This is a genomic window from Leptotrichia sp. HSP-342 (genome assembly GCF_041199995.1).
Classification (GTDB): Bacteria; Fusobacteriota; Fusobacteriia; order Fusobacteriales; family Leptotrichiaceae; genus Leptotrichia; species Leptotrichia mesophila.
In genome coordinates this window covers 604,578-624,875 of sequence record NZ_CP165646.1, presented here as the reverse complement: position 1 = coordinate 624,875, position 20,298 = coordinate 604,578, and the positions used below count along the sequence as shown (strand labels likewise).

The 20,298-nt window shown below is 30.1% G+C and carries 31 protein-coding genes and 3 tRNA genes; 24 read left to right on the top strand and 10 right to left on the bottom strand.

All coding sequences use genetic code 11. The features are described from left to right. Window positions 1–24: 24 nt before the first annotated feature. Together AB8B23_RS03075 and AB8B23_RS03070 are read left to right on the top strand one after the other, a co-directional pair. The gene (locus tag AB8B23_RS03075) at window positions 25–429 is read left to right on the top strand and encodes a hypothetical protein (RefSeq protein ID WP_369713347.1); all 405 of its coding nucleotides are present in this window, start codon (window positions 25–27) and stop codon (window positions 427–429) included. 344 nt (window positions 430–773) lie between these two features. Continuing rightward, window positions 774–941, top strand: a complete 168-nt coding sequence (locus AB8B23_RS03070; RefSeq protein ID WP_369713346.1) for a hypothetical protein — start codon at window positions 774–776, stop codon at window positions 939–941. A gap of 25 nt (window positions 942–966) precedes the next feature. Here AB8B23_RS03070 and AB8B23_RS03065 read toward each other — a convergent pair whose 3' ends face one another. Beyond that, complete coding sequence (locus tag AB8B23_RS03065; RefSeq protein WP_369713345.1) at window positions 967–1,518, bottom strand: hypothetical protein; 552 nt, start codon at window positions 1,516–1,518, stop codon at window positions 967–969. A gap of 90 nt (window positions 1,519–1,608) precedes the next feature. On the opposite strand from AB8B23_RS03065, the gene AB8B23_RS03060 reads away from it, so the two are divergent. From AB8B23_RS03060 to AB8B23_RS03005, 12 genes are all read left to right on the top strand, one after another. Further along, the gene (locus tag AB8B23_RS03060; protein WP_369713344.1) at window positions 1,609–1,974 is read left to right on the top strand and encodes a hypothetical protein; all 366 of its coding nucleotides are present in this window, start codon (window positions 1,609–1,611) and stop codon (window positions 1,972–1,974) included. After that, entirely contained in the window at window positions 1,971–2,105 is a 135-nt protein-coding gene (locus tag AB8B23_RS03055) for a hypothetical protein (protein WP_369713343.1), read from the top strand. Before AB8B23_RS03060 ends, AB8B23_RS03055 begins: the two co-directional genes overlap by 4 nt. A gap of 139 nt (window positions 2,106–2,244) precedes the next feature. Next, on the top strand, window positions 2,245–2,394 hold the full coding sequence (locus tag AB8B23_RS03050; protein ID WP_369713342.1) for an enterotoxin type A: 150 nt from the start codon (window positions 2,245–2,247) through the stop codon (window positions 2,392–2,394). Next, complete coding sequence (locus AB8B23_RS03045; protein WP_369713341.1) at window positions 2,369–3,001, top strand: ERF family protein; 633 nt, start codon at window positions 2,369–2,371, stop codon at window positions 2,999–3,001. The genes AB8B23_RS03050 and AB8B23_RS03045 overlap by 26 nt, the downstream gene beginning before the upstream one ends. Window positions 3,002–3,004: 3 nt before the next feature. After that, on the top strand, window positions 3,005–3,286 hold the full coding sequence (locus AB8B23_RS03040; RefSeq protein ID WP_369713340.1) for a hypothetical protein: 282 nt from the start codon (window positions 3,005–3,007) through the stop codon (window positions 3,284–3,286). A gap of 10 nt (window positions 3,287–3,296) precedes the next feature. Beyond that, window positions 3,297–3,479, top strand: a complete 183-nt coding sequence (locus AB8B23_RS03035; protein ID WP_369713339.1) for a hypothetical protein — start codon at window positions 3,297–3,299, stop codon at window positions 3,477–3,479. A gap of 1 nt (window position 3,480) precedes the next feature. Further along, window positions 3,481–3,699, top strand: a complete 219-nt coding sequence (locus tag AB8B23_RS03030; protein ID WP_369713338.1) for a hypothetical protein — start codon at window positions 3,481–3,483, stop codon at window positions 3,697–3,699. Beyond that, window positions 3,692–4,093: a YopX family protein gene (locus AB8B23_RS03025; RefSeq protein ID WP_369713337.1), complete on the top strand. Its 402-nt coding sequence runs from the start codon at window positions 3,692–3,694 to the stop codon at window positions 4,091–4,093. Before AB8B23_RS03030 ends, AB8B23_RS03025 begins: the two co-directional genes overlap by 8 nt. Continuing rightward, window positions 4,090–4,314 carry a hypothetical protein gene (locus AB8B23_RS03020; protein ID WP_369713336.1) on the top strand — a complete coding sequence of 75 codons (225 nt, stop codon included), beginning with the start codon at window positions 4,090–4,092 and terminating at the stop codon, window positions 4,312–4,314. Before AB8B23_RS03025 ends, AB8B23_RS03020 begins: the two co-directional genes overlap by 4 nt. 14 nt (window positions 4,315–4,328) lie before the next feature. Next, complete coding sequence (locus AB8B23_RS03015) at window positions 4,329–4,523, top strand: hypothetical protein (protein ID WP_369713334.1); 195 nt, start codon at window positions 4,329–4,331, stop codon at window positions 4,521–4,523. Further along, a complete protein-coding gene (locus AB8B23_RS03010; protein WP_369713333.1) occupies window positions 4,520–4,696 on the top strand; it encodes a transcriptional regulator in 177 nt (58 codons plus the stop codon). Before AB8B23_RS03015 ends, AB8B23_RS03010 begins: the two co-directional genes overlap by 4 nt. A gap of 9 nt (window positions 4,697–4,705) precedes the next feature. Beyond that, the gene (locus AB8B23_RS03005; RefSeq protein ID WP_369713331.1) at window positions 4,706–5,779 is read left to right on the top strand and encodes a site-specific integrase; all 1,074 of its coding nucleotides are present in this window, start codon (window positions 4,706–4,708) and stop codon (window positions 5,777–5,779) included. Between the two features lie 76 nt (window positions 5,780–5,855). Here AB8B23_RS03005 and AB8B23_RS03000 read toward each other — a convergent pair. The 4 genes from AB8B23_RS03000 to AB8B23_RS02985 all read right to left on the bottom strand — a co-directional run bounded on the left by AB8B23_RS03000 (window position 5,856) and on the right by AB8B23_RS02985 (window position 6,695). Beyond that, window positions 5,856–5,932: transfer RNA gene (locus AB8B23_RS03000), tRNA-Arg, on the bottom strand. A gap of 36 nt (window positions 5,933–5,968) precedes the next feature. Continuing rightward, window positions 5,969–6,062: transfer RNA gene (locus AB8B23_RS02995), tRNA-Ser, on the bottom strand. A gap of 18 nt (window positions 6,063–6,080) precedes the next feature. Beyond that, window positions 6,081–6,167, bottom strand: a tRNA-Ser gene (locus AB8B23_RS02990). 117 nt (window positions 6,168–6,284) lie between these two features. After that, complete coding sequence (locus AB8B23_RS02985; RefSeq protein WP_021743269.1) at window positions 6,285–6,695, bottom strand: DUF4870 domain-containing protein; 411 nt, start codon at window positions 6,693–6,695, stop codon at window positions 6,285–6,287. A gap of 182 nt (window positions 6,696–6,877) precedes the next feature. Between AB8B23_RS02985 and tpiA the strand changes: the two genes are divergently transcribed. The 3 genes from tpiA to AB8B23_RS02970 all read left to right on the top strand — a co-directional run bounded on the left by tpiA (window position 6,878) and on the right by AB8B23_RS02970 (window position 8,157). Further along, window positions 6,878–7,645, top strand: a complete 768-nt coding sequence (gene tpiA, locus AB8B23_RS02980) for a triose-phosphate isomerase (RefSeq protein WP_369713330.1) — start codon at window positions 6,878–6,880, stop codon at window positions 7,643–7,645. Window positions 7,646–7,708: 63 nt separating this feature from the next. Next, the gene (gene secG / locus AB8B23_RS02975; RefSeq protein ID WP_026749337.1) at window positions 7,709–7,915 is read left to right on the top strand and encodes a preprotein translocase subunit SecG; all 207 of its coding nucleotides are present in this window, start codon (window positions 7,709–7,711) and stop codon (window positions 7,913–7,915) included. Window positions 7,916–7,968: 53 nt separating this feature from the next. Beyond that, window positions 7,969–8,157 carry a PspC domain-containing protein gene (locus AB8B23_RS02970; protein ID WP_021743272.1) on the top strand — a complete coding sequence of 63 codons (189 nt, stop codon included), beginning with the start codon at window positions 7,969–7,971 and terminating at the stop codon, window positions 8,155–8,157. 137 nt (window positions 8,158–8,294) lie between these two features. On the opposite strand, the gene AB8B23_RS02965 is transcribed toward AB8B23_RS02970, so the two are convergent. The 5 genes from AB8B23_RS02965 to efeO form a co-directional block, all read right to left on the bottom strand. Next, on the bottom strand, window positions 8,295–8,495 hold the full coding sequence (locus tag AB8B23_RS02965; RefSeq protein ID WP_021743273.1) for a twin-arginine translocase TatA/TatE family subunit: 201 nt from the start codon (window positions 8,493–8,495) through the stop codon (window positions 8,295–8,297). 2 nt (window positions 8,496–8,497) lie between these two features. Further along, the gene (tatC, locus tag AB8B23_RS02960) at window positions 8,498–9,211 is read right to left on the bottom strand and encodes a twin-arginine translocase subunit TatC (protein WP_021743274.1); all 714 of its coding nucleotides are present in this window, start codon (window positions 9,209–9,211) and stop codon (window positions 8,498–8,500) included. Window positions 9,212–9,248: 37 nt separating this feature from the next. After that, window positions 9,249–10,940, bottom strand: coding sequence for an FTR1 family iron permease (locus AB8B23_RS02955; protein ID WP_369713328.1), 1,692 nt, complete (start codon window positions 10,938–10,940; stop codon window positions 9,249–9,251). Further along, complete coding sequence (gene efeB / locus AB8B23_RS02950) at window positions 10,918–12,156, bottom strand: iron uptake transporter deferrochelatase/peroxidase subunit (RefSeq protein ID WP_369713327.1); 1,239 nt, start codon at window positions 12,154–12,156, stop codon at window positions 10,918–10,920. Before efeB ends, AB8B23_RS02955 begins: the two co-directional genes overlap by 23 nt. A gap of 128 nt (window positions 12,157–12,284) precedes the next feature. Beyond that, entirely contained in the window at window positions 12,285–13,166 is an 882-nt protein-coding gene (gene efeO / locus AB8B23_RS02945; RefSeq protein ID WP_369713326.1) for an iron uptake system protein EfeO, read from the bottom strand. 347 nt (window positions 13,167–13,513) lie between these two features. Here efeO and AB8B23_RS02940 point away from each other — a divergent pair, with 347 nt between their 5' ends. The 7 genes from AB8B23_RS02940 to murA all read left to right on the top strand — a co-directional run bounded on the left by AB8B23_RS02940 (window position 13,514) and on the right by murA (window position 20,152). Beyond that, a complete protein-coding gene (locus AB8B23_RS02940; protein ID WP_021743278.1) occupies window positions 13,514–13,969 on the top strand; it encodes a hypothetical protein in 456 nt (151 codons plus the stop codon). A 192-nt stretch (window positions 13,970–14,161) separates the two neighbouring features. Further along, complete coding sequence (locus AB8B23_RS02935) at window positions 14,162–15,004, top strand: NAD(+)/NADH kinase (RefSeq protein ID WP_039900952.1); 843 nt, start codon at window positions 14,162–14,164, stop codon at window positions 15,002–15,004. Between the two features lie 25 nt (window positions 15,005–15,029). Further along, on the top strand, window positions 15,030–16,709 hold the full coding sequence (gene recN / locus AB8B23_RS02930; RefSeq protein ID WP_369713325.1) for a DNA repair protein RecN: 1,680 nt from the start codon (window positions 15,030–15,032) through the stop codon (window positions 16,707–16,709). Next, entirely contained in the window at window positions 16,685–17,686 is a 1,002-nt protein-coding gene (locus tag AB8B23_RS02925; protein ID WP_369713324.1) for a tyrosine-type recombinase/integrase, read from the top strand. The genes recN and AB8B23_RS02925 overlap by 25 nt, the downstream gene beginning before the upstream one ends. Next, window positions 17,686–18,105 carry a hypothetical protein gene (locus AB8B23_RS02920; protein WP_021743282.1) on the top strand — a complete coding sequence of 140 codons (420 nt, stop codon included), beginning with the start codon at window positions 17,686–17,688 and terminating at the stop codon, window positions 18,103–18,105. Before AB8B23_RS02925 ends, AB8B23_RS02920 begins: the two co-directional genes overlap by 1 nt. A 186-nt stretch (window positions 18,106–18,291) precedes the next feature. Continuing rightward, the gene (locus AB8B23_RS02915) at window positions 18,292–18,891 is read left to right on the top strand and encodes a DUF1694 domain-containing protein (RefSeq protein WP_021743283.1); all 600 of its coding nucleotides are present in this window, start codon (window positions 18,292–18,294) and stop codon (window positions 18,889–18,891) included. Further along, window positions 18,884–20,152: a UDP-N-acetylglucosamine 1-carboxyvinyltransferase gene (gene murA / locus AB8B23_RS02910; RefSeq protein WP_369713323.1), complete on the top strand. Its 1,269-nt coding sequence runs from the start codon at window positions 18,884–18,886 to the stop codon at window positions 20,150–20,152. The genes AB8B23_RS02915 and murA overlap by 8 nt, the downstream gene beginning before the upstream one ends. Window positions 20,153–20,298 lie beyond the last annotated feature (146 nt).

The following is a 20,298-nucleotide window of genomic DNA, read 5'->3' as shown; positions in this document are numbered from 1 at the left end:
AGTTATAAATAGGAGATGATAAACATGAGCTTTAGCGAAGGATTAAAATATGCAGAGCAGGTAGAAAGAGTAAGAGACTTAGCTTGGGACCGTTTATGCGATGAAGAAGACCAAGCGATAGCTGAATATAAAGAATCGTGTGAATTTCTTGAAAATGAATTCAAGGAATTTAAAGCAAAATATGAAAATCAATTAAAATACATATCGCTAGAAGATTTTCACAACTATCTGATTGACAGATACGAAGAAAAAGACTTTGATTTCAAATCATTCGAAAGCATTGTACTAGATTATATCGAAGACGCAAAGGCTTGGGAAGATTGGGAAAAGAAAAATCCTGATTACACAGATGAAGAAGAAAAGGGATTTAATGAAGAGTGCGATATGATGTGTGATAAAATGGCTGCTATTTTATATAAAGAAAATTAAGGAGGAATAATGAAATACACTTTATGCAAAGAAAACATTTTTATCCCATAAAAATGTATCTTATAAAAGCTTTGGGAATAAAAAATATTTATATATCATATACCGATTTAATGGATATGGCTAAGAAAAATAATTACAAAATGGAGGTAGAAAAATGAAATTTGAAGCATTAGCAATTGTAAACGAAAACAACAAAAAGGTTTTAAAAGAAAAGGAAGCTAAGAAGTTGAAAAACAGAATTAAGAGATTATTCAAAAAGTAATTGATGTTTTACCAAGCTCATAAGCAATTGTGGGTTTGGATAAGATATTAATAATCTTAAATAAATTTCGGGAGGAAAAATTATGGATCTTCAAAAAATTGTTGAAAAACGAAAAAGCAAACTCTTAGAAGATATGAGCTTTAACGAATTAAAAGAATATATCGAAACTTTGGAAAAAGCTATTTTCAACATTTCAAGTGTAAAACAATCACTTGAACTTATTGGTGAAGTACAAAAATTAATTAAATAACATGACGTGGGCTTATTAACTAATTTTATAAATACATTACTGCTTTAGCAAATAATTCGTTATAAGCTGTTTGTAGTTCTTTAGACGAAGAAAGCACTCTTAAATTTTCAATTTCAAGAGACAAAACAAATATTTCGTCTGCTGGATTATTAAGAATTTTTATATCAATATTTGATATTTCTTTCTTTTCAAAATGATTCAATCGATCAATTTTATTTAAAGTTCCGTTTAAATACATAATTGTGTCTAACAAGGAAACTTTTTTAAATAAATCGTTTTCAGCTTCTTCTATATTGGAAGCAATACCGAATACCTTGTAATAAAAAATCTTTCCGTTGTAGCTGTCTTTATAATTGATTGAAATTATTACTTGTTTGTTATAAATACCTTCAAAATAAGGCGGATATTGTTTAAATAAATCTTTTTTACTCATTATTCCCCTTTCATAATAAGCCCACGCTATATTATAACTTAAAATAACCCAAAGTGTTAATTTAATCGTGCTATCTATTAACCTCTGCATATTTTGCACAAGGTAAACATTACTCAGATATGCAGAAAAAACTGGTATTTTCATTGCCAGCTCCTTTCTTTATTTATTATTTTTTTAACTTTTAAATAGATAGCACAATTAAGTTAATACAAAAATTTATTTTAGGAGGAATTTATGAAAACAGAAGAACAAATTAGAGAAATGAAAGAAATATTGCACAAGGAAATCGACTTATCAATGAGGCAAGGAAAAACTATTAAAGATGTTGAAATGCAAAATTTACACAGCATGTTAGGTATGATACATCTTATTTTAGATGATGAGCGAACTCTTATTTATTCGGAAGATTACAAAAATCTTTACTGGTTTATTAATCTTCACAAAAACAGATTTGTTATTTCTTCAACTGTGGATAAAGGCAGAACATCAGATAAAGAGCGGAAAGAGGAAGGAAATTATTTTAAAACTAAAGTAGAAGCATTTTTTGTGTTATCAAGATTGGGAACTGATTTAATAAAAAACAAGGAGGAAAGATTATGACAATAAGAGAACAGCTTGAAGCTGAAATGGATCAAGAAGAAATTAAGGAACTGGAGGAAGAAAATGCTAACAACAAAGAGTGCAATAAAATGGATAATTCTAATTGTAACAACTGCCCTAATGCAGATTGAAACGATTAGAATTAAGGGACATTGGATATTTGGCGGCAATGTAGCATTTCCGTTTTTGGTGGCATTACTGTTGTGGTACGTGCCAAGCAGAATTACAGATTTTAAGAGTGTTTTAAAACCAAGAAAGGATTGATTTAAAATGTTTGATGATTATATAAAAAAGCAAAATGCAAGTCTTAACTTTTTTAAGAATGCTGTTAAGAACTTGCAGGAACTTAACAAGGAATTAAAACAAGACAATGATAAATGGGAGAAAAAGAATAATGAATATTTACGAAAAAATAAATAAGATACAGGTTGAATTAAAAGCTCCAAAATCACAAAGAAATAATTTTGGAAATTACAACTTTAGAAATTGTGAAGATATTTTAGAAGCGTTGAAGCCATTACTTTTGAGAGAAAAAATGATTATTCAACTAAGTGATGAACTGGTGCAAATTGGAGATAGATTTTACATTAAAGCAACTGCAACTTTAATTGACACCGAAAGCGGAGAAAAACACAGTACAACTTCTTTTGCAAGAGAAGAATTGACAAAAAAGGGGATGGATGGCAGTCAAATAACAGGTGCAAGTTCATCATATGCAAGAAAATACGCCTTAAACGGATTGCTTGCCATTGATGACACGAAAGACAGCGATACAACTAATACAGGAAATCAAAATAATAACACAAACCAAACAAAGCCCACAAAAAGTAAAATGACACCTGAAGAAGAGCAAGAAAAAAAAGAGAAATGTATAAAATGGATAGTGGATAATATTTCAAAAATAGAAGAAAATAAACAAGTAGGCGTATTGAACAACTTAGACTTGCTTGATTTAGATAACTTAGAATTAAAAGAATTGAAAATTATCTATAAAAACATAAGCAAAGAATTAGAGAAAGGAGCGTAAAGCATGAACACACAAGATAAGGAAAAACTTGACGAAATATTCAGATTGAGAAAAGAAAAAGAGAAAAAGTCAAGGTTTAAAAATTCTAACATGAAACCGAATCATATACAGATATATTTCGGAGAAAAGAAAGAAAACAGCTATGATGTTGAAGAATTAACATTTGAAAACGAAAACGATGTTTTTCTTATATTAGAAACAGTAAATGCTATTTTACTGAAAGATGAAAAGGAATTGAACGAGATTAAAGAAAAGATAAAAAAAATAAAGATTGAATTTGAATAGGAGGATTAAAATGGAAAGAGAAGATGTAGAAAAATATTTAAAAGAAAATTTAGAACGTATTAGTGTAGAATCAAAAAAAATAATTATGGGTGGATGGACTGTTTTAGAGCCTATTATATTTCTTGAACTTAAAGATGGTTCAAGAATGAGATTTTTTGGTCCTGACTTAGATTTGGAAAAATGGGAGGATTAAAATGGAAAAGAAACGTTGGAGGGCAGAACAAGGAGAAGAATATTACTATGTCAACTTTCAACTCAAAATACTGTTCGATGAAGAAGATTTTGCAGAGATAGATAAAGAAAGGTACGATATTGGAAACTATTTTGAAACAAAACGGGAAGCACAAGAATATGCAGAATATATGAAAAAATGTAGTCTTGAATGGCACGAAAAGAGGGATGATAATGACTAGAGAAATAAAATTTAGAGCTTGGCTCAAAGAAGAAAAGAAAATGGTGAATGTTGAAACAATAGATTTCACAGATAAATCCATACAATATCTTGAAAAGAACGAATTTATTAATGCGTATCTGTCAAGAAGAATGATTTTTGATGATATTGAATTAATGCAATTTTCAGGACTTAAAGATGCAAATGGCAAAGAAATTTATGAAAATGACTTAATTTCTTGTAATAAATATAAAAATATAGTTGTATTTTTTGAAAACGGATGTTTTGAAATCAAATATCCAAAAAGCGATACAACTAATATAATATGTACATTAGATACATTTTTAGAAAAATATAAGTGCAAAATTTCAGGAAATATTTATGAAAACAAAAACTTACTGGAGGAAAACAGATGAGCAGATACAAAGTAAATTTTTTTGTAAACAGTAATGCAAATTTTCGTTCTACGAATGCTGAAGTCATAGATTTAGTCGATGATTACGGTTATACAGAAAAAGAGGCAGAAGCAATAATAAACGATGAAGAAAAGTTAAAAAAAGAATTCGATGATTGGTTATGGGATACTATAGAAATAGGTTTTCAAGTTATCGAAACAGAAGATGAAGTTGAGGATTAGAAAAGGATGGATAAATGATTAAATATGGCGAAATACACAAAATAAAAATTCAAAATGAAATAAGATTTATAGCAAAAATTTATATTAACGGAGAAGAAATAGAAGACGAAAGTTTTAGCAGTCCAACTTTTGAAGAGACTGCTAAACACGTTTTAAAAGATTGTGTTATATCGAGTTATATTAATATGGCAGAAATGGAGAGACAATGAAAAAGAAATATTTTTACAACAAAAATGATGTAATGGAAATGTTAGAAGCTTCTGAAAAGCGTGCAAAGAAAATTATAAAAGAATTGAACAAAGAATTGGAAGAAAAAGGATTTCTATATTACGATAAAGTTGTAAATGCCAAATATTTTAATGAAAGATACAATATAGAATAGGGGATTTATATGCCAGCATACAAGGATGACGAGAGAGGAACTTGGTATTGTGAATTTAGGTATAAGGAAATAAATGGTTTCAGCAGAAAGAAAAAGAAAAGGGGATTTAAGACAAAAAAGGGAGCTGTCGAATATGAGAGAAATTTTTTGGCACAATTATCCACGAAAGCCGAATCAATTTATTTTAAAGATTTTGCACAAATATATTTAACAGATATAAAAACAAGAATAAAACCGAGTTCTTACAACAATAAAGAAAAGATTTTTAAATTCAAACTCATTCCATTTTTTGAAAATATTTTAGTTGGGGACATTACCCCTATTATAATTAGAAAATGGCAAAACGAAGAACTGAAAAACAATTATAAAAAAAGCTATTTTGTAACTATACAAAAAGAAATGTCAGCGATTATGAATTATGCTGTAAAATTTTATAACTTGCCATTCAATCCAGTTGCGAGAGCTGGGCAAGTTAGCGATTCTCCCCTGCTGAGAGAAAAAGATGAGATAAAAGTTTGGAATTTAAAAGAATTTAATGATTTTATAAAACATGTAGATAACTGTGAATTATATACGATATTTAATTTGCTTTATTTCACAGGAGCAAGAATCGGAGAAATTTTAGCGCTAAATCACAAAGATTTCAATTTTAAGAATAGGACTATGAGAATCAATAAAAACTATCAAAAAATAAAAGGAAAAGAACACATCACAACGCCAAAAACCAAAAGTTCAATTAGAACAATAAAAATACCTAATTTTCTTTGTGATATAGTTCAGGAATATCTAAAAAAATTATATGATATTAATATACCGAGAATTTTTAACACAAGCAGAACTAATGTTCATCGCTGCAAAAATAATACGATAAGAAAATACAACCTGAAGAAAATTAGGCTGCATGATTTTAGGCATAGCCACGCAAGCGTTTTATTAAATGAAGGCGTAAATATAATAGCTGTATCAAAACGGCTCGGGCACGAAAGTGTTAAGATGACGCTGGATACCTATGCGCATTTAATGGATGGGAACGAGGATAAGCTAATAGACACACTTGAGAAATTAAAAAATGAAGAGTTTTAAAAATGCCCCCAAAATGTCTCCAAAGGTTTTTTAAAATCTCTTCAAACTATATAAATACTGTATTCTATTTGTTTAATGGCGCACCTGACAGGAGTTGAACCCATAACCTTCTGATCCGTAGTCAGACGCTCTATCCAATTGAGCTACAGATGCATTTTTTTGATTATTAATTTAATTATTAAAAAAAAATGGCGGAGAAGGAGGGATTTGAACCCTCGATCCAAGTTTTAGCCCGGATACTCCCTTAGCAGGGGAGCGCATTCGGCCTCTCTGCCACTTCTCCAAAAACATAAATTTTAAATGGCGGGTGAACTGGGATTCGAACCCAGACATCTTGCGATTTCGCCGGTTTTCAAGACCGGTCCCTTAGCCGTTCGGACATCCACCCGTACACTACTCAGTTAGTATATCATATATTTTTATAATTTGTCAATAACTTTTTTATGAATTTTATCAAATTCTGTGTATAGGGGCATAAAATAATACGCCCCCATCTTTTTATTAATTAATCTACAAATAATAAATCTGTAATCTTTTCTATAAAAGGAATTTTAAATTCTTTTTTCAATGCTGATGATACTGTTGCGATGATTTGGAATACAGATAGTATTACAAAAATTACAAAAAATAAAATATTTCCAGCAATTATAATAATATTTAAAAATGTTGAAATCAATAACAATACCGTTACTACCAATGTTTGTTTTGAATATGCCCGTACAAATCCATTTTCCTGCTCCAGAATTAATGCAACTATTGGTATTAGTAAGCTAAATCCCATTGAAAAACTTAGATTTATCGGGAAAACGGCAGCATTTATACTAAATCCCGCAAAAAAGCTCAAATTTATAAGAAAAGCAACAGCAAAGGCTTTTAATCCTGCGATTGACTTTTGTTCACTTATATTATTGTTCATAAACTCCTCCAATTCTAATATATTTTTTAATTTTATTTACTTTAAACTACTCAAAAGAATTTTAACATAAAAGATACAAAAAATCAAATTGAAAAATTCAAGTATTGGCATTGATAAAAAAAGTAATGTATGATAAAATAAAAGAAAATGTAAAATATTAAATAAATAATGGAGGAAAAACTATGAGAAAAGTAATAGTAGCTGGAAACTGGAAAATGAACAAAACTGCAAAAGAGGCTGCACAATTCTTCAATGAATTAAAACCTTTAGTAGCAGACGTAAAAAATGCAGGAATCGTAATTGGAGCACCATTTACTGCATTAGAAACAGCAACTAGAGAAACTGCAGGAAGCAACATTAAAATCGCTGCTGAAAATATGAATGCTAAAGAAAGCGGAGCATATACTGGAGAAATTTCACCATTGATGTTAAAAGATTTAGGTGTAGAATATGTAATTTTAGGACATTCTGAAAGAAGAGAATATTACCACGAAACTGATGAAATCATCAATGAAAAAGTAAAATCAGCATTGGCTCACAATTTAAAACCAATCTTATGTATCGGAGAAAAATTGGAAGAAAGAGAAGCTGGAACTACTAATGATGTTGTAAAAACTCAAATTACTGGTGGGTTAAAAGATGTAACAGCTGCTGAAATGGCAAACGTTGTACTTGCTTACGAACCAGTATGGGCAATTGGAACAGGTAAAACTGCTACTCCAGAACAAGCTCAAGAAGTTCACGCATTCATCAGAGGATTATTAACTGATTTATATGGAAAAGAAGTTGCAGAAAACGTAACAGTTCAATATGGTGGATCAATGAACGATGCAAATGCAGCTGACTTAATCGCTCAAACAGATATTGACGGTGGATTAGTAGGAGGAGCAAGTTTAATTCCTGAAAAATTCGCTGTAATAATAAAAGCCGGAGATGCAGCAGCTAAATAATTATTTTGAAAAAAATTAATTGCTTATTCTCTTGTTTTGTAAATTATAGGAGGAAATAATAACGTGTTAGAAAATTTATTAATTATAGCTCTAGTAATTTTATCAATCATCATGATAAGCGTAATCTTACTACAGCCAGATAGAAGCCAAGGTTTAGCGAAAAGTTCTGCTAACATCTTGGATGAAGAAAAAGAAGGAATTGAAAAATTTACAGAAGTTGTTGCAACGTTATTTCTAGTAGTTGCAATCTTATTCCAAATTGTAAGATAATTTTTGAAAAGTAAATTTTTTGGATTTTTTATAAAAATATTTAGGAGGGAAAAATGGAAAAAAAACTAACAAAATCAGCATCCGACAAAAAAATAATGGGTGTATGTGGTGGACTTGCAAAATACATGGATAAAGATTCTAACTTAATAAGAATAATAGCAGTTGTATTAGCAGTTCTTACAGGAGGATCGTTAGTAATCGCATATTTAATAGCAGGATTTATTTTACCTGAAGGAGAATAATTCTGAAATAAAAATAAACTGTATCTCAAAAGTCTATTTTAAAAAACATTAAGTTGTTATAAAAAATGGGCTTTTTTTTGTAAATTAATTTTAAATAAAAAAGAGCGGTTCATGGTTATGAGACTGCTCTTGTTTTTTTATTTCTCTTCTTTTTTTTCCTCTATATTTTTATTTTCATCTTTTTCCAAATCAATTCCAGAAACTGACTTTTTAAATTCTCGAATCATTTTTCCGATGGATTCTCCCAGTTCAGGCAGTCTTTTTGGTCCGAAAATAAGTAATGCCCCAAGTATAAGGACTATGAGTCCTGGTGCTCCGATATCTCTAAAAATTCCCATTTTTAGTAATTCCTCCTTTTTTTATAAATATATTTGCAGACAAGAATACTCACTTCATACAGCAGGATTAAGGGAGCTGCCATTGTTAAATCACTTATAAAATCGGCAGGTGTTAATACTACTGCGAGTACTAGTAAAATAAAGTATCCATATCTTCTGTTTTTTATTAGATATTGCGGTGTTAAAATGTGTAGCGATGTTAAAAAGGCTACAATAACTGGCAGTTCAAATATTATTCCAAGTGGAAGGGAAGTATGAATTATGAATGTCAGATAACTGTTTGCTGTAAGCTGTATATTAAACAAATCATCTCCAAATGAAAGAAGAACATTTAATAATGCAGGCGTTATGAAAAAGAAACCAAAACATAGACCGGCAATAAACAGTATAAAGGTTGCAGGAACATAGGATAAAACTACTTTGGCTTCTCTTTCTTCCAATGCAGGACGGACAAATGCCCATATTTGATAACTTGCAAATGGAAGAGTTAGACTGAAAGCACATATTCCAGCCAGCATCAAATAAATGCTCAAAATATCGTTAGGGCCTAGAACAACTAATTTCTGATTAAAAGAAGCTGTTAATAATTTGTAAATACTAGAGCAGAATACTAGGCTTATCAGAAAGGCTATTATAAAGAATACGATTGTTACAATGAGTCTTTTTCTAAATTCACTTAGATGTTCTATAAGTGTCTGTTCATCAATTTTAGACATTTTTTATTCCTTTCCGATTGTTAAAAATATTTAAAACTTACTTATCTTTTCTTTTAAAAGTTGCAAATGCAATTATAGTTATTAAAATTAACTGGCAAATAAATACTTCCATATTTGCATAAATTCCCAAAATTTCTACTATTGGAATAAAGTTTACCACGTGTAGCGGTAAAATTCCTACAACTTGCAGCATATGAATACTTGTTCCAAGCATCTTAAACGCAAGGAAATATATCGTCCATGTCAATACAAGGAATATTTGATGTATTTTTATTTTTGAAGAAGCGTATATTAGTACAAATGCGATTACAACTAATATTAGTATAGCACTCACAATACCAATAATCAAGCTCTGCAAAGAAATTAACGGTAAAATTCCCGCATAAAATAGAATTGTTTCAGCACCTTCCCTAAATACCGCAAGAAAACTTAATACAAACATTGAAATAAAACTTCCTGTGCTCAAAACAACATCCATTTTTCTGTCAATGTAGTTTTTCCAAGATTTTAGAGATGACTTGCTATGTAGCCAGAACCCAATACCAATCATCATTATAACCGCAAAAATTCCTACAATTCCTTCCAGAATTTCACGGTTTGTTCCTGAAGATACCGCAGGGAATAGTGCTTGAAGCATAAATGCTATAATGACACTTGCTAAAATTCCGAAAGCAGCTCCTGCATATACCCAACGTAATCCTTTTTTCTGATTTGCAGCTTTTAGACTGCTTACCAATGCCAGAACGATAAGAAGTGCTTCCACACCTTCACGAAGAAGTATAAACATTGCGTCAACAAATGTATATTGTGCTTTTGTATCAATTTGTGATAATTCTGTTATTAATCCTTGTAGTTGTTCCTGATATTCTTTTTCAGCACCTTTTACCATAATTATTGGAGTTTGAGTTTCCACTTTTGTGTATAATGCTGAATTTCTTGTACTTACATCGCCTTCAACGGTTGGCCATACTTGAATAAACTGCTTAACTTTTGATTGTCCTTTAGCTTTATTTCCTGTTTTAAAAGCATCCAAGGCGTCTTTTAGCATATCCACAGCTTCTTTCAATGTGATTGTGCTTGAAACATTGTTTTCTATTTTTTTTCCATCCAGATAATCCTTTATAGCAGACTTCAATTCATTGAAAGAATTCATTGTGCTGTCATAGTCAAAAGGCTCCACTTCCATAGAGCTTCTAAGAAAGGACATGGCAGTTTCGACTTTTCCATAGTAAGGAATACTTCTGCTTCTTATAAAACTTTCATTTCTAGTCCATACGCCATTAAATTTCAGATATTCTTTTTTCATAAGCTCCACATTTTTAGACTGAATCGCCTTTTCCAATATATCCAAAGCAGGATACATTCTTGACTGAAATTTTTTCTTTTCCTCGTTATCATTAACAGGATTTTGCTCCTTTTCAAAGGCAAGCAATGCTGTTGTAACTTCTTTTAGGTCATTTTCTGATAATGCTGATTTTTCCTTATTTAAAAGCTCCTGTACTTTTTTTCCTTGTGTTGAATCAGAATTTTTTACTTTTTTAAATTCTTCCCTGATTTCAGAATAAAGTTTTTTTGCTTCATTCTGATTGCTATTTTTTATAGCAGTTGTTGTATCTGTTATTTTTATATAGAGGTTACTGTAACTTTCCTTTGCAATAATATTTGTAAAAGATAGCATAAAGCACAAAAATAACATTATACTTATTTTATTCAAATAATTTCTGCCCAATATACTCTCCTTCCTTTATTCCGCCAAAGCAGGCAAAAATACCCGTTCCAACGTGAGTAATGTACTCGTTCAGTTTATCATCGTTTCCTAAACTGTTCTGAATTTTTATGAATTGATCAGGATGTTTTTGGAAACATATAAATAGCAGTCCTGCATCAAACTGTCCGCTCACTTCGTCTATTCCATTAGAATACGAAAAGGCACGGCGTGCTATTTTTACCTCAGCTTTTTTTGCAAGATAAACATGTGAATCAATGGGAAGAATTGGTTTTCCGTCTGGACCTTTTTTATTTATGTCAATTGTTGCAAATTCATCTGTTTCCCCAAATGGAGCGCCACTTTCCTTATATCTTCCAAATGTGTTCTCCTGTTCTTGTAAATTAGTTCTATCCCAAGTTTCAAGATGCATCTGAATACGTCTTACTATCATATAAGTTCCATCTTTGAGCCAGTTGTTTTTATCATACCATACAACATTCTTAAAGTCGTTATTATTTTTAGGATTTTCTGTTCCATCTTTAAATCCAAAAAGATTTCTAGGTGTTTCTTTTCCATTTCCAATGGGAAGAAATCCAGCTTGAGTCCATTTTAAAGTAATTAAGGCACGTCCTTTACGAACAAGATTTCTTACAGCGTGAAATGCCACTTGAGCATCATCTGCACAAGCCTGAATGCAAATATCTCCACCTTTATATTTATCTTTTATCTGATCTCTTGGAAAATGTGGCAAATCTTTAAATTCATCTAATTTTTTGTTATCCAGTTTTAATTTATCGAGAAATGAGGGGCTTATTCCAAAAGTTAATGTCAAGCGATAAGGGTTTAATCCAACAGTTTCTCCTGTATCTATAGGAGGGACAAGGTGATTTTTCAGTTCAGGAGCGACTAGTTCACCTTTCATAAGTTTTTGAGAATAATCAGTCCAGTCCTTGAACATCTGCTTTATTTCTTCCTTGCTCAAAGAGTGCAGATCTAGTACTGCAAAATAGACATTTTTCTGAACAGGAGTAGCGATTCCTGACTGATGCTGCCCATAAAATGAGATTTTTTCATCTCCAACAACTTGATTTGCCTTATCGTTAAACATATTTGCAAAAATTGCGCCAGCTCCACTTGCTCCAATTGCGGCACCAGCTCCAACCATTCCAGCTTTTTTAAGAAAATCACGTCGTGATATTTTTTTATCAAACCATTTTTTATTATTTTCATCACTCATTATTTTTACCTCTTTTTATACTGTAAGTTATTTAGATATGTTCGATAATTTAAATGTTAATTTTAACAAGGGGTGAATTAACCCCCTGCTTGATAATGCTTAAAAATATTTGTTACCGAATAAATCTATTATTTTTTAGAAGTTGCATCCATTACAATTCCCATTTGTGACAAAGGTTCTCCCAGTTTAGTAACTGCTTCAGCTAGTGCTTTCGTATCTTCTTTTGTCAGGTCAGTATACAGTTTATAGTTGTTGTCATCTATCATATATTTGTCAAGAAGTTGGTTTACTGCTTTAAATTCTGTATCTAAAGTTGTTACGAGCTTAGCATCTTTTTGTTCTAATTTAGGTCTGAATAGTTCAAAAATTTTCTGAGCCCCTTCAATATTTGCTCTAAAGTCGTATAAATCAGTATGTGAGAACACTTCTTCTTCTCCAGTAATTTTTTGAGTCGAAACTTCATTTAATAAGTCAATCGCTCCTGTAACCATTAAATCAGGCGTTACTTCAATTGTAGCAATTTTTGCCCTTAACTCCTTAATGTCGTTTACAAGATCATCTGCATATTTTTCAGTTCCTTTTGTGGTATTTTGTTCCCACAATATTTTTTCAATTCTATGAAAACCTTTCCATCCTTCTTCATTTTTAAATTCTTCCTTAAAGTCAACAAGACGATAATCTATCTTAACATCAGATTCTCCAAAGCTTTCAGCAATAGGTTCAGATCTTTCGTAAGACATACGGATTAACGGATAAAATTTCTTAGCTTCATCCAATTTTCCTTCCTTTAATAATTTTGCAAAATCTTCTGTTTCTTTTAAAAGCAAATCAATCTGACCTTCAACATATTTTTTATATTCAGCAGTTTCCTTGCTCAAATCAACTTTTCCTTGATTAGCAGTCTGTTCAGCCGTTGTTCCAGCCTTTCCTTCTTCTTTGCTAGCATTGTCTTTTCCGCAACTAACCACCATTAATGCTCCTATAAGCAGTAACATTCCCATTTTTTTCATAAAAAATCCTCCTAAATTTTAATTTTATTATATATTTGTATCTAATATCGAATTAGTTAAAATTAACAAAATTTAAAATAATTATAACTTTATAAGTTCGATATTAAGTAGATTTGTTATAATTATACTTTGAATTTATTTATTTGTAAAGTAAAAATGTTTGATTTTCAAATTTTTTTATAAAAAATATTTTTCTAAAATTTATTTTTACTTTTTTATATGCTTAACTAGCAAAACTAAGATATTTTTACTTAAATTGTATATATATTAAAAGAAAATATATATTGAAAAAACGGATACTAAATGTTAGAATACATTAAACGATTAATATAAAGGAGAATAATGGCATGAAAAATAACTTAAAATCTTTATTTACTCTCTGTATCTTTTTGCTTTCATTCAATATATTTGCTGATAGTATTGTATTTACAAAAAAAGCTCCTTTCGAGGAATTACCTGAAACTGTAGAATGGGATATAAGAAATAGAACAATGGAATATATATCTAATCAACAATGTTTCATATCAACTTACAGGGCTTTTTATAAGAACTCTTCTCTTGACCATGTAAATCTTTATGCAACTTGTATTGATACACATCCAGGCCATAAAATTGAATGGGATAATCCAAAAATTCCTGCAAATGCAGAGAAAAAAACAATTCATGTCCTAGGAAGTAATTTTTCACAAAGAATACTAAATGACATGAAAAGAGGAAAAAATGCTTTTATCATAAAAAGACTTTATTATTATCCCCCTTCACATAGAAACTACAGAAGCAGCCAGTATTACTATTCTGAATAAATAAATTAACTAGACTGTTGTATTTTTGACAGTCTTTTTTTATAGTTTATAATTTCTTTAAAATTTAATCGTATCCAATCCTTAAAAATATTTAGAAAATTTATGGAAAAAAATCTTCAAAAATGATACAATATCTCACAAAGGTAAAAAATATTTTAAAATTTAATTTTGATGTTTGAAGAGGTATTTATTATGGAAAATTCTGAAAAATTAGAAAATAATGATAATCTAAATAACAAAAGACGGTTAAAAAAAGTTAGAATTGTAAAAAGTGAATATGCAGACGAGACTTTATTAAAGAATTTTTATGACTATCTAAAGGAAAAAGATATTCAAGAAGTTTTTGGAGTGGAAGAGGCTGACTTAATAATTTCACTTGGCGGAGATGGAACAATGCTTGTTGCCGCAAAAGAAGCTATTTTAAGGAATATTCCTGTACTTGCAATAAATATGGGCTCTCTTGGTTATCTTGCTGAAGTAAAACCTCAAAATGCAGTAAAGATGTTACAAGATTATGAAAATGGGAATTATAAAACTGAAGAAAGAGCATTTTTAGAAGTAAAATATGAAGATAATGTTTTTTATGCACTAAATGAACTTGTAATAACAAAAGGCGGACACGAAGCACATTTAATACAGGTTGAAGTTTACTCAAATGATATTTTTGTAAATAAATACAGAGCTGACGGAATAATCGTAGCAACTCCTACAGGATCGACTGCTTACTCGCTTTCAGCAGGTGGTTCAATTGTCCACCCTGGACTAAATGCACTCTCCATAACACCTCTTGCACCACAAAGTTTAACAGCGCGTCCAATAATTGTAAACGGCTGTGAAGTTCTAAGTTTTAAGGCAACATCAAGAGATGATGCAGTCCATTTAAATATCGACGGAAACCAATGGTTTCAGATACAGGAGAATGATTTAGTAACTGCAAGATTATCAAAGAAAAAAATTCGAATAATAAAACCTATAAACAGTGATTATTACAGTATACTCCGACAAAAATTGAAATGGGGAGATTCTGTCTTATAAAAAATAAAATAGTGAAAGGGAAGAAATGTTAAGGGAATTAAGATTAAATAATTTAGCAATAATCAAAAAATTAGATTTAGAATTTAATGACAAATTTATTGCATTAACTGGAGAAACAGGGGCTGGTAAATCAATTATTCTAGATGGAATTTCACTATTAATTGGTGAAAGAAGTCATACAGATATGATTAGAAATGGGGAAGAAAGCCTTTTTGCAGAAGGAATTTTTGAATTAAATGAAAATCAGAAAAGAAGGTTAAATGAGCTTGGGTTTGAGATAGATGATGACGAACTTATCATAACACGATATTTTGACAGGAACGCCAAATCGAAGATTACCGTAAATGGTGCAAGACTTACTTTGTCAAGATTAAAGGAACTTATGGTGAATATTATTGATTTAGTTGGGCAGCATGAACATCAGTTCTTATTAAATGAAGAATATCATTTGCATTTACTTGACAGATTTCTTGATGATGAGGGAAAGGAACTTTCTAAAAAGATTCGTGAAAACGTAAATGAAATAAAAAAATTAAATTCAAGAATAAGGAATATTGAAGAAGAAAAAGAAAAAATTGCAGAAAAAAAAGATATTCTAGAATTTCAGTTTAACGAAATCAATAGCCTTAATTTAAAGGAAAATGAAGATGAAGAACTGGAAGAAGAGTATAAAATATTGTTTAATGCTGGAAAAATTAATGAAAAGCTGGGAGAAACTTCAGAACTTTTAAAAGAAGGAGAATTTTCGATTTTATCAGCACTTGGAAGAGCTAAGAGAAATTTAGAGCAGCTTTCGGATTTGTCGGAATCGTATAGTGAATTATACGATAAGATTGAGTCTGTGCTTTATGAAGTAGAGGAAATTTCGTACTCTGTAGATAATTTTTCTGGAGATGTTGAGAGAGATGATGAAAAACTGGAAAAAATTGTTGAAAGAATTGATGCGATTAACAAGTTGAAATTAAAATACGGCTCAACAATTACTGAAATCCTTGAATACAAGGATAAAATTGAAAAAGATCTGTCGTTAGTTAATTTTGAAAATGAAGAACTGGAAAATTTAAAGATTGAGAAAAATGAACTGGTAAGCCAGTATTTTCAAGATAGTGAAAAACTTAGCCAAATTCGTATGGAAATTGCAGAAAGTCTTCAAAATACAATTGATATTCAGCTAAGTGATTTAAATATGGAAAATGCAAAATTTAAGGTAGAAATTACAAAAACTGAAGAAATAACAACGCATGGCATAAACAACGCAGAATTTTTAATCGCAACAAATGTAGGAGAAACGTTCAAGCCACTTGCCAAAATTGCTTCAGGTGGAGAAATTTCACGTATAATGCTTGCTCTTAAAACGGTATTTTCAGCTGTTGACAATATTTCAGTGCTGATTTTTGATGAGATTGATACAGGAATCTCTGGAGAAACTGTAAGAAGAGTGGCAGAAAAATTAAGAGAGCTTTCAAGAAATACCCAGATTATCTGTGTAACTCATTCTCCGCAAATTGCTGGAAAAGCGCAGCAGCAGTTCTTTATAAAAAAAGAAATTGAAAATGGTCTTACAGAGACAAAAGTTCGTGAACTGAATACTGAAGAAAGAATAAGAGAAATTGCAAGAATCATTTCAGGTGATAATATTACTGAAGCATCTGTTAATCACGCTAAGGAGATAATGGGGCTATGGGACAAAAAAGTACTGATATAAATAATCTAAAAAAGAAAAAACTTAATTCAGATAAAGAAAATTTGGAAAAAGAAAGAGACGGTAACGTTAAAAGCAGTGAAAGTTCAAAAAACAATGATAAAAAAATAACACGTGAAAATAAAATGCAGATTAGAGAATTTCTTGATTTTTTAGAGTATGAAAAGGGAAGTTCTCAAAATACAATTACTGGATATAATCGAGATTTAATACAATTTTTTTTATTTGTAAAAAAAGATTTTTCGAAAGTAAAGGAACAGGATATTTTCGATTATGTTGAATATATAAGCGAAAAATTAAGACGAAATTCAGTATTAAGGAAAGTATCGGCAATAAAGACATTTTACAGATTCTGCTATCTAAATAAAGCAATTAAAAAAGATCCAACAGGAATGGTAAAGTCCTTAAAACGTGAACATAGATTACCTGAAATACTTACACTAAAAGAAATGAAGCAAATTGTAGATAACTGTCCACACACGCCTGAGGGTATACAAAATAAACTTATTATCAAAATTTTAATTGCAACTGGGGCAAGAATTTCAGAAACCTTAAATTTGGAAATAAAGGATGTGGAAAATCAAGACTACGAATTTATAAAGGTGCTTGGAAAAGGATCAAAATATAGAATAATACCAATTTATGATAGTCTAGAAAATGAAATAAAAAATTATTTGGCTATTTATAGACCAAAATTAAAGAATGCAAGTGAAAGTTTTAAGATTTTTCCAAATACTCGAAGGGAAAAATTTTGGAAAGATTTAAAGACTATTGCCAAAAACGCTGGAATTGAAAAAAATGTATATCCACACATTTTTAGACATTCACTTGCTACAATTCTGCTTGGAAACGGTGCTGATGTCCGTATTGTGCAAGAGATACTTGGACATTCAAACATAACAACAACAGAAATTTACACACATGTTGAAAAATCCAAATTAAAAATGATTTATAACAATATAAAATTAGGAGATGACTAATGAGAGAAAAACGTGAAACAGGAAAACATAACAATGAAAAACTAAGAGTGTTATTATTCACAATTATTGCATACTTTGTATTCTTTGTAATAAAAAAATTAGATATAGTAACTCCATATCTTGGAATTATTATGATGATTTTACTTTATATGTATGCGAACTATAATTTAATAAACATATTTTTTACAAGTAAAAGAACAACTTTTAAGATATACGCCTTCCTTCTTCTGGAAGTAATCTATCTTTTTACAGCAAACGTTTCATTAATAGGAGCAATTTTATATGCTATACTATTCGCACTCTTATTTTTTACAATCCGAAAGGATGAAGGGCGTGAAAAAATACCAGAAATAACTAAATTCGTAAATATATTTATTATATTTAAAGTTGTATTTGTACTTTCAATGTTAATTTTTTAATTATTAAGCAAACTTAATTTCTCTAATTTAAATATATAAAAAATTAACGGAATACTAAAAATAGATAAAAAGTTCAAAAAAATAGTTGAGAAATGTAAAAAAAAGTAGTATAATGACAAAATACGATAAATTTTAAATGTTAAATTTAAATATAAATTAAATATTCATGTGAATTGGAGAAATAAAATGAGAACTAGTGTTAATAACTATAACAATGAATCAGACGTTATGAAATTTGTAGAAGATGTAACAGACAGAGCTGTAAATGCTCAAGTTGAAAAAAATTTATTTCTTGGGGAATACAAAGAAAGAATTATAAAAGCTCTTACGTTTGAGGAAATAAAAGAAAAAGGAATTTATTATGAAATAGAAAAAGCTTTAGAAAATAAAGATGTGAATAAAATGGTTATTTCCCGACATGCAGATTTTAATGATATAAAAAAATACATTGAAATAGCTAAGCAAAAAAGAGTGCCTTATAAAATGATAGATAACCTAGTATGTGTGGGTCAAATAGCACTTGTAGTCGTTGCAAAGGATGCAATTGTTCATGAAGCTGGAGATGAAATTGTTGTAACTTCAAAACTTGAGAAATGTCATTTAAAGCATTTACCAGATATATATTTTGAAGCTATGGAAAATGCAGTTTGTGATTTTCATTTAGATATAATAAAAAAAGAAATGCCTGAATATGCTAAAAACTATAAAGAATTAACATTTATGGACAAATTATTTGGCTCAAAATGTCCGATATGTCAAAAATTAGGAGGAAAAAAACGTGGTTGATGGATTTAGAATAAAAGGAAAAACACCATTAAATGGAGTAATTAAAGTAAGCGGAGCTAAAAATGCTGCACTTCCAATAATTATAGCGACACTTGTTGCAAAAGGTGAATACATTTTAAAAAATGTGCCAAATTTACGTGATATAAGAGTAACAATGAGATTGCTTGAAGATTTGGGAATGGAAACTGAAAAATTAGATGACAATACTTACAAAATTGTAAATAATGGATTTAAAAGAACAGAAGCAAGCTATGAAATCGTAAAACAAATGAGAGCATCATTTTTAGTAATGGGACCAATGATTGCAAATTTAGATGAAGCAGTTGTTTCACTGCCTGGAGGATGTGCGATTGGTTCAAGACCTGTTGATTTGCATTTAAAAGGTTTTGAAATGTTGGGAGCGGAGATTACAAGAGTTCATGGATATGTTCATGCAAAAGCAGATAAATTAAAAGGTGCTGAAATTCCTTTAGGTTTTCCAAGTGTAGGAGCTACCCAGAATATTATGATGGCAGCAGTAAAAACTCCTGGGAAAACTGTTATTTCAAATGCTGCAAGAGAGCCTGAAATTGTTGATTTAGGAAACTTCTTGAATAAAATGGGAGCAAAAATTACAGGATTAGGAACTCCTACTATTGAAATTGAAGGAGTTGAAGAACTTCACGCTGTGGAATATTCAATTATGCCAGATAGAATTGAGGCAGGAACTTATGTGATAGCTTCATTAGTTACAGAAGGAAATTTAAAAATTCAAAATGCAAGACTTGATGATTTAGGAGTGTTTAAATCTGAATTAGAAGCAATGGGAGCAAAATTTGAACAGAATGGAGATATCCTAACTGTAATAGGAAAAGTAAAAGATTTAAAGCCATCAAAAATAAAAACCTTACCACATCCAGGATTCCCAACAGATATGCAGCCTCAAATGATGTTGCTTCAAACTCTTGTAAATGGTGGAAGTTCAATGGAAGAAACTGTATTTGAAAACAGATTTATGCACGTGCCAGAATTTAACAGAATGGGGGCAGATATTACAATAAAACATGGAGTAGCTTTTATAAATGGAGGATTGCCATTAACAGGTGCAGAAGTGATGTCTTCAGATTTGAGAGCAGGAGTAGCGCTAGTTTTGGCGGCACTTGCAGCAGATGGTGAAACAATTGTAAATAGAGTTTACCACATAGACAGAGGATATGATAAATTAGAATTAAAATTAAATACCGTTGGTGCTCAAATTGAAAGAGTTAAACTTGACATATAATAATAAATTAACACTAAACATGGCTAGAAAACTAAGTAAAATATGACTTTTGTTTCTTGTCATGTTTTTTTGTAAATAGATATTGCTTTTGAAAAAAAATAGGGTATACTATTAAAGTATGGAAATAAAATATTAATTAACTTAGG

Coding starts and splice junctions, on each gene's coding strand:
- AB8B23_RS03075 (WP_369713347.1), top strand. CDS start 25: ATGAGCTTTAGCGAAGGATTAAAATATGCAGAGCAGGTAGAAAGAGTA.
- AB8B23_RS03070 (WP_369713346.1), top strand. CDS start 774: ATGGATCTTCAAAAAATTGTTGAAAAACGAAAAAGCAAACTCTTAGAA.
- AB8B23_RS03065 (WP_369713345.1), bottom strand. CDS start 1,518: ATGAAAATACCAGTTTTTTCTGCATATCTGAGTAATGTTTACCTTGTG.
- AB8B23_RS03060 (WP_369713344.1), top strand. CDS start 1,609: ATGAAAACAGAAGAACAAATTAGAGAAATGAAAGAAATATTGCACAAG.
- AB8B23_RS03055 (WP_369713343.1), top strand. CDS start 1,971: ATGACAATAAGAGAACAGCTTGAAGCTGAAATGGATCAAGAAGAAATT.
- AB8B23_RS03050 (WP_369713342.1), top strand. CDS start 2,245: ATGTTTGATGATTATATAAAAAAGCAAAATGCAAGTCTTAACTTTTTT.
- AB8B23_RS03045 (WP_369713341.1), top strand. CDS start 2,369: ATGAATATTTACGAAAAAATAAATAAGATACAGGTTGAATTAAAAGCT.
- AB8B23_RS03040 (WP_369713340.1), top strand. CDS start 3,005: ATGAACACACAAGATAAGGAAAAACTTGACGAAATATTCAGATTGAGA.
- AB8B23_RS03035 (WP_369713339.1), top strand. CDS start 3,297: ATGGAAAGAGAAGATGTAGAAAAATATTTAAAAGAAAATTTAGAACGT.
- AB8B23_RS03030 (WP_369713338.1), top strand. CDS start 3,481: ATGGAAAAGAAACGTTGGAGGGCAGAACAAGGAGAAGAATATTACTAT.
- AB8B23_RS03025 (WP_369713337.1), top strand. CDS start 3,692: ATGACTAGAGAAATAAAATTTAGAGCTTGGCTCAAAGAAGAAAAGAAA.
- AB8B23_RS03020 (WP_369713336.1), top strand. CDS start 4,090: ATGAGCAGATACAAAGTAAATTTTTTTGTAAACAGTAATGCAAATTTT.
- AB8B23_RS03015 (WP_369713334.1), top strand. CDS start 4,329: ATGATTAAATATGGCGAAATACACAAAATAAAAATTCAAAATGAAATA.
- AB8B23_RS03010 (WP_369713333.1), top strand. CDS start 4,520: ATGAAAAAGAAATATTTTTACAACAAAAATGATGTAATGGAAATGTTA.
- AB8B23_RS03005 (WP_369713331.1), top strand. CDS start 4,706: ATGCCAGCATACAAGGATGACGAGAGAGGAACTTGGTATTGTGAATTT.
- AB8B23_RS02985 (WP_021743269.1), bottom strand. CDS start 6,695: ATGAACAATAATATAAGTGAACAAAAGTCAATCGCAGGATTAAAAGCC.
- tpiA (WP_369713330.1), top strand. CDS start 6,878: ATGAGAAAAGTAATAGTAGCTGGAAACTGGAAAATGAACAAAACTGCA.
- AB8B23_RS02970 (WP_021743272.1), top strand. CDS start 7,969: ATGGAAAAAAAACTAACAAAATCAGCATCCGACAAAAAAATAATGGGT.
- AB8B23_RS02965 (WP_021743273.1), bottom strand. CDS start 8,495: ATGGGAATTTTTAGAGATATCGGAGCACCAGGACTCATAGTCCTTATA.
- tatC (WP_021743274.1), bottom strand. CDS start 9,211: ATGTCTAAAATTGATGAACAGACACTTATAGAACATCTAAGTGAATTT.
- efeB (WP_369713327.1), bottom strand. CDS start 12,156: ATGAGTGATGAAAATAATAAAAAATGGTTTGATAAAAAAATATCACGA.
- efeO (WP_369713326.1), bottom strand. CDS start 13,166: ATGAAAAAAATGGGAATGTTACTGCTTATAGGAGCATTAATGGTGGTT.
- AB8B23_RS02940 (WP_021743278.1), top strand. CDS start 13,514: ATGAAAAATAACTTAAAATCTTTATTTACTCTCTGTATCTTTTTGCTT.
- AB8B23_RS02935 (WP_039900952.1), top strand. CDS start 14,162: ATGGAAAATTCTGAAAAATTAGAAAATAATGATAATCTAAATAACAAA.
- recN (WP_369713325.1), top strand. CDS start 15,030: ATGTTAAGGGAATTAAGATTAAATAATTTAGCAATAATCAAAAAATTA.
- AB8B23_RS02925 (WP_369713324.1), top strand. CDS start 16,685: ATGGGACAAAAAAGTACTGATATAAATAATCTAAAAAAGAAAAAACTT.
- AB8B23_RS02920 (WP_021743282.1), top strand. CDS start 17,686: ATGAGAGAAAAACGTGAAACAGGAAAACATAACAATGAAAAACTAAGA.
- AB8B23_RS02915 (WP_021743283.1), top strand. CDS start 18,292: ATGAGAACTAGTGTTAATAACTATAACAATGAATCAGACGTTATGAAA.